The sequence below is a fragment of the Paracoccus sp. FO-3 genome (assembly GCF_006386455.1).
GTDB lineage: Bacteria > Pseudomonadota > Alphaproteobacteria > Rhodobacterales > Rhodobacteraceae > Paracoccus > Paracoccus versutus.
This window is the reverse complement of record NZ_VCBQ01000180.1, coordinates 1-5,160: the sequence shown is the minus strand read 5'-3', so window position 1 is coordinate 5,160 and position 5,160 is coordinate 1. Positions and strand designations below refer to the sequence as shown.

General features: G+C 63.7%; 7 protein-coding genes and 3 pseudogenes. 5 read left to right on the top strand and 5 right to left on the bottom strand.

Annotated features, from left to right (window positions below):
- From FE811_RS25650 to FE811_RS25640, 4 genes and pseudogenes are all read right to left on the bottom strand, one after another.
- Positions 1–127: pseudogene (locus FE811_RS25650) on the bottom strand (arsenical-resistance protein); the annotation flags it as partial.
- A 12-nt stretch (positions 128–139) separates the two neighbouring features.
- Complete coding sequence (arsC, locus tag FE811_RS28545; RefSeq protein ID WP_166435598.1) at positions 140–565, bottom strand: arsenate reductase (glutaredoxin); 426 nt, start codon at positions 563–565, stop codon at positions 140–142.
- 33 nt (positions 566–598) lie between these two features.
- Positions 599–1,093: pseudogene (locus FE811_RS28540) on the bottom strand (arsenate reductase ArsC); the annotation flags it as partial.
- Complete coding sequence (locus tag FE811_RS25640; RefSeq protein ID WP_010400452.1) at positions 1,086–1,448, bottom strand: helix-turn-helix transcriptional regulator; 363 nt, start codon at positions 1,446–1,448, stop codon at positions 1,086–1,088. The gene FE811_RS25640 and the pseudogene FE811_RS28540, both read right to left, overlap by 8 nt.
- Before the next feature lie 714 nt (positions 1,449–2,162).
- Here FE811_RS25640 and FE811_RS25635 point away from each other — a divergent pair.
- The 3 genes from FE811_RS25635 (at position 2,163) to FE811_RS25625 (ending at position 3,523) form a co-directional block, all read left to right on the top strand.
- Positions 2,163–2,360 (top strand): hypothetical protein, encoded by a 198-nt coding sequence (locus FE811_RS25635; RefSeq protein ID WP_010400443.1) that lies wholly within the window; start codon positions 2,163–2,165, stop codon positions 2,358–2,360.
- A 121-nt stretch (positions 2,361–2,481) separates the two neighbouring features.
- Entirely contained in the window at positions 2,482–2,730 is a 249-nt protein-coding gene (locus FE811_RS25630) for a hypothetical protein (protein WP_017998452.1), read from the top strand.
- A 433-nt stretch (positions 2,731–3,163) separates the two neighbouring features.
- The gene (locus FE811_RS25625) at positions 3,164–3,523 is read left to right on the top strand and encodes a hypothetical protein (RefSeq protein ID WP_010400439.1); all 360 of its coding nucleotides are present in this window, start codon (positions 3,164–3,166) and stop codon (positions 3,521–3,523) included.
- Between the two features lie 70 nt (positions 3,524–3,593).
- Here the strand turns inward: FE811_RS25625 and FE811_RS25620 are convergent, their stop codons facing one another.
- The gene (locus tag FE811_RS25620) at positions 3,594–4,526 is read right to left on the bottom strand and encodes an IS5-like element ISPko1 family transposase (RefSeq protein WP_072462952.1); all 933 of its coding nucleotides are present in this window, start codon (positions 4,524–4,526) and stop codon (positions 3,594–3,596) included.
- 64 nt (positions 4,527–4,590) lie between these two features.
- Here FE811_RS25620 and FE811_RS28535 point away from each other — a divergent pair.
- Positions 4,591–4,707 (top strand): annotated as a pseudogene (locus FE811_RS28535) (cold-shock protein); the annotation flags it as partial.
- Positions 4,708–4,761: 54 nt separating this feature from the next.
- Entirely contained in the window at positions 4,762–4,962 is a 201-nt protein-coding gene (locus FE811_RS25610; protein WP_011749412.1) for a hypothetical protein, read from the top strand.
- Positions 4,963–5,160: the final 198 nt, after the last annotated feature.

The following is a 5,160-nucleotide window of genomic DNA, read 5'->3' as shown; positions in this document are numbered from 1 at the left end:
TCAGCGCATCCGGCAGGCCGGTGAACAGCGTGCCCAGCAGGATGCCGAGCGCCATGGCCGCGAAGATCCAGAGCGTCAGGTAGCGGTCGAGAAAGGAAAGCCGGCGGGCCGGGCTGTCGGGGGGCATCATCTGTTCCTTTCAGGCCGGGCGAATGCGGTTGCCTTGGGCATCCACGACTTGCTCGCCATCCTCCTTGCTGAAGGCGGCGCGCTGCGGCGGCAGCAGGTCCAGCACCTGCTCCGAGGGCCGGCAGAGCCGCACGCCCCTGGGGCTGACCACGATGGGCCGGTTGATCAGCACCGGATGCGCCAGCATCGCCTCGATCAGCGCGGCGTCGGTCAGCGCCGGGTCGTCCAGGCCAAGCTCGGCATAAGGCGTACCCTGCTGGCGCAGCAGATCGCGCGGCGCGATGCCCATGCGGGCGATAAGCTGCTCCAACATCGCGCGCGAGGGCGGCGTCTTGAGGTATTCCACCACATGCGGCTCGATCCCGGCATTGCGGATCAGCGCCAGCACGTTGCGCGAAGTGCCGCAGTCCGGGTTGTGATAGATCACGACGTCCATGCTGTCTCCTGCCTCGCTTGTGCCTTCGGAGCATCCGATCTCGTGCAGCCTGGAGACGAGGCTGGCGCGGTCCAGGGTGCCGATCGGCAGGGCGGCAAAGGCCTGGATGCGCGCCTTCATGTAGCGCAGCGTCTCGATGAAGGCCATGTCGCGCTGCAACTCGCTGCCGGTCGCGGCTGCCGGGTCTGGAAGGCCCCAATGCGCTGTCATCGGCTGGCCCGGCCAATAGGGACAGGCCTCGCCCGCCGCGTCGTCGCAAACGGTGAAGACGAAATTCATCACCGGCGCGTCGGGCCCGGCGAATTCGTCCCAGGTTTTCGAGCGCAGCCCTTCGGTCGGGTAATGGTAGTTCTGCAGGATCTTCAGGGTCCGCGGATGCACCTCTCCCTTCGGCTGGCTGCCGGCCGAGAAGGCGCGGAACCGCGCGCCGCCCTCCTTGCGCAGCACGCTTTCGGCGATGAGCGAGCGGGCGGAGTTGCCGGTGCAGAGAAACAGCACGTTGAAGACACGAGGCGAGGCGTCAGCCATGCAGGGCATCCTTGCTGGGTTCACAGGAACAGGACAGCGCGGCCGCGACCGGCGCGCAGATCTCGGGGTGGCCGTCGCAGCAATCGCGCATCAGGAATGCGATCAGTCCGGCCAATGTCGCAAAGACGGCGCTGTAGATGATGAAGCGCCCCTCGCGCCGGGACCGGATCAGCCCGGCATGTTCGAGATGGGTCAGGTGAAACGACAGCCGCGAGGTGCTGGCACCCCCCAGGGCCTCGCCGATGGCCCCGGCCGCCATGCCCTCCGGCCCGGCCTTGACCAGCAGCCGGACGATGCGCAGCCGGGTCTCCTGCGACAGCGCCGCGAAGCCGGCAAGGGCGCGTTGCTCTTCCATCGAATCAACCACTCAAGATATGTTGAGACAATGAAGGTGAGACCTGATGTTGTCAAGCCAGCAGGTGCGTCTCGACGACGGCTGCTCGGGGAATCCGCGGAAGGTCAACCTTGAAGCGGACGCAGTTCAGCATCTGTAAAGTCTCGTTACCCATGTCCTGGACGCGCGGAGGAAATAGCTGACGTGACATCATCGTATCTCGAGGGCGCGGACCCCGACGGTCGGTAACGACGCTGGCGGCGCTTTAGGTGCCACCAGACCGGCGCAACATTCTTTCCAGCCATATGACCAGCTTGCACGATAGTTTCGATCCGGAGGGCGCAATTCCACCCCTTCGACCCCATGTCTTGTTCATCCGAGCGGGATCTCCGGGCGGTGCCATGGAGGACCCCATTGTGGGCACCGGCCCAAAGAACGACACTCTGGACCCGAGGGACACCCGTCAGGGCCAGCAGGGCGAGCTGCCGGAAGCCCCGCAGCAGGGCGACAACGATCCGAAAGACGACCCCATGCGGAAGCCTGCTGACCACAGATGACGGCCGGCTGCCATTCGAAAGGCGAAGCGGGCGGAAACCTGCGGACCCCCGATCTTCCGGTAAATTGCCGCACCAAGGCGTGGTCCAAATCTGCGCTGGTATGCGGCATTCAAAAGCTGGAAGGTGAAGCGGCGGATCCAGGTCCGCCGTTTTCGCTCGTCCAGATAGCGAGGTTTCCATGACCAAACGTGTTGCCCTGACCGACGCGCTCACCGGAGCTACCGAAATCTTTGCTCAGCCGCCGTGGCATCTTGAGGGGATCCGCCATTTCCAGAATGGGGATCTGGTGAAGCTCGTCCATGACGACGGAACAACCCGGCTCATTCCGATCAGATCCTGCACGTCCGGGCTGTTCGAGCGGTTCCGGGACTGGTGACGCGACACGCGCCAGCCATGCTGACGGTCAAGCCGGCCGATACCGCTGCAAAACGGGTATCCGGTCTTCGTCCTTTGGGGCAACCAGCAATCGCCTGACACGAGTCGCCAGGCAGCAACCGATGGAAGGCAGGAAGGTGGCAATCGAAAGCCCGGATCAATACGAAGCCGCCATAGAGCACCTGCTGCAAATGCTCTTTCTGGCCACCGAGCGGCCCGGCCTGCTCATGACGACGGATCTGCGGGAACACCTCGCTCTCGCCGCCCAGAAGCGCGACAGGCACGGAGATTTCGGCGCAGCGCGATTGCTGATCGAATGGGCCGACCGGATCGACGCGGCAGCGGAAAGAACCGATCCCGCGCCTGAATAGGAATCGCAAAAGCCGACCGACGCAAAACTCGTCGTAACGGCCATCGACTGCGCTGACCTCATCCTGCCGTTGCAGAACCGCCTCGTCGTCACCGAGATTTCTTTCTCGGGCTTTCCGGAGGTTGGTCGATAGGCGCATGTCTCCTATGGCCTGCAGCCCCCTGACACCCCATATCAGCCGTGCCTGTTCGAATTTTTTCGTCCGGCAACAGGGAGACCCAGACCGTGGATTCCGCAGACATCGCCAGCACCCCCGAGAAACGACCCGAGCCGCAGCATGATGCAGGAGTGCGCCGGCGTCGGAAAAGGGACGGGAACGAGCGCGGCATGCCGGTTCGTGCTGCGAGCGGCATGGACGATCCGACGACCGATCAGGCGTGATCGATGGGCCGGCAGGCCCAAGAGGAGCGACCGCATAAAGGGAGGGGGCGAAAATGGTCTCATTGGTCGAGAACAGCGACAGAGATATCAAGGAACGGCTGAGCGATATCGAGCTCCGCTTGAGCGAGCTGGAACTGCAGGGCCTCCAGGGCGGGGTCTATTCCAACCCCGGCGGCAAGGAGCAGAGCCTGAGGGATGTCCTGGCCTGGCTGGAGCGGATGACCCCGGTGGTGCGCCGGCTCTACTGGGCGATCAAGGAGGCGGCTCCCCAATTCGATGGGCCGGACAGAAAGGCGCTCGACCAGGCCGTGGGCGCGCTCGATGCATGGCAATCCGCCCATTCGCGGCTACATGAGACGATAGCGGAAACGAACGCCCGGGAACTGGACGGCAAGGAACAGGGCGAAAGCTGAGGTTTGGAGTCTGCGGGGCTCTGTTGCACAAATCGGCTGATGGCCGGGGTTCCCCTTTCCCCGGACAGACTTATCCCACGGGCTCTGTGACAGGGATGCCGAGCGCGGTGTAGCCGTTCAGAACGGCGATACGGACCTGACGCTCCGCGACCTGTCGGTCGAAGTCCCGCGCCATGAGGCGCTGCCCCAGCAGTTTCACACAGTGCATCTTCGTTTCGACGCGGCTTCGGCGGTGGTATCCGCTCCATCGTCGCCAGAGAGCACGACCGAGGTATTTCGATGCCCGCAGCGCTTCGTTTCGTGCGACCGCGCCGGCGGTGACGGTCTTCCACGGCTTGGCATTCTTGCGAGGCGGAATGACAGCGCGGGCGCCGCGGTCAGCGATTGCATCGTGGCATTTGCGGGTGTCGTAGGCACCGTCGGCAGTGACGCTGCTGATCTGCTCGTACGCTGGGATCTGGTTGAGCAGGTCGGGTAAGACCGGTGCATCGCCGATATGGCTCCCTGTGACCTCGACTGCGCGAACCTCCAGTGTTTCCTCGTCGATCCCGAGATGGATCTTGCGCCAGACGCGCCGTTTGGGTCCACCATGCTTGCGGGCGTGCCACTCGCCTTCGCCCTCGACTTTGATACCCGTGCTGTCGATCAGCAGGTGCAGCGGCCCCTTGGAGCCGCGATACGGGATGTTCACGGCCAGGGTCTTCTGGCGGCGGGACAGGGTGCTGAAGTCGGGCACCGCCCAGTCGAGGCCGACCAGCCGCAGCAGGCTTTCGACGAAGCCTGTCGTCTGCCGAAGCGCCATGCCGAACAGCACCTTCATCGAAAGGCATGTCTGGATGGCGGCATCGCTGTAGGTCTGCTGGCGGCCACGCCTACCTGTCGGCGCGGCATCCCAGCTCATCTCGGGATCGAACCAGATCGTCAGCGAGCCGCGGCGCTTGAGCGCTTCATTGTAGGCTGGCCAGTTCCTGGTCCTGTAGGTCGGGGGTGTAGGTCTGCTCATGTATCCCAGCTACCACGCTGGATTCATGAGATGAATCCCACACGGGATTTGTGCAACAGAGCCCATCTCGGCCCTCGAGCGGGCCGGGCTTAACAGCGTTGCGGATGGTCAGGCCGTGACCTTCGAAATCGAGTCGGGCCGCGATGGTCGCGAATCGGCCAGCAGGCTGGCGCTCGCCTGATCCTGTCGAACAGCCTGGCCATCTGGCCGGGCTGAACCCCTTCGGGAGACCCGTATGTTGGCCAAGGCGAGAAACCTTTTCCGCGACCCTGCGCCCCTGACGGCGATGGATCGCACCACTTCCGAGGCGAAGCTCATCGTCGATGAACAGGCCCGCAAGAGGAGCGAGCTGACGGCATCCCTCAAGGCTGCACGGTTGGCGAAAGAGGCGGCAGACGCCGCCACCGGCGTGCCTGCGAAAAAACGCAAGAAATAGCGGATGCGCGGGGGCACCTGCTTTCTTCGCTGTAACGCCGACTCTCACTACGGCCGAAACGTTGCGCGAAGATGTCTCGATCCATTTCCCATGATTCCGATTGGACGGGATGCAGGGGATATTCATCTTTTTTTAGGCCAGCGCTAGGGTCAGGATTCATAACCAATAAATGGGCACCTCGATTTTTCACCGCTTCCC

Coding starts and splice junctions, on each gene's coding strand:
- FE811_RS25635 (WP_010400443.1), top strand. CDS start 2,163: ATGACCAAACGTGTTGCCCTGACCGACGCGCTCACCGGAGCTACCGAA.
- FE811_RS25625 (WP_010400439.1), top strand. CDS start 3,164: ATGGTCTCATTGGTCGAGAACAGCGACAGAGATATCAAGGAACGGCTG.
- arsC (WP_166435598.1), bottom strand. CDS start 565: ATGGACGTCGTGATCTATCACAACCCGGACTGCGGCACTTCGCGCAAC.
- FE811_RS25610 (WP_011749412.1), top strand. CDS start 4,762: ATGTTGGCCAAGGCGAGAAACCTTTTCCGCGACCCTGCGCCCCTGACG.
- FE811_RS25630 (WP_017998452.1), top strand. CDS start 2,482: ATGGAAGGCAGGAAGGTGGCAATCGAAAGCCCGGATCAATACGAAGCC.
- FE811_RS25640 (WP_010400452.1), bottom strand. CDS start 1,448: ATGGAAGAGCAACGCGCCCTTGCCGGCTTCGCGGCGCTGTCGCAGGAG.
- FE811_RS25620 (WP_072462952.1), bottom strand. CDS start 4,526: ATGAGCAGACCTACACCCCCGACCTACAGGACCAGGAACTGGCCAGCC.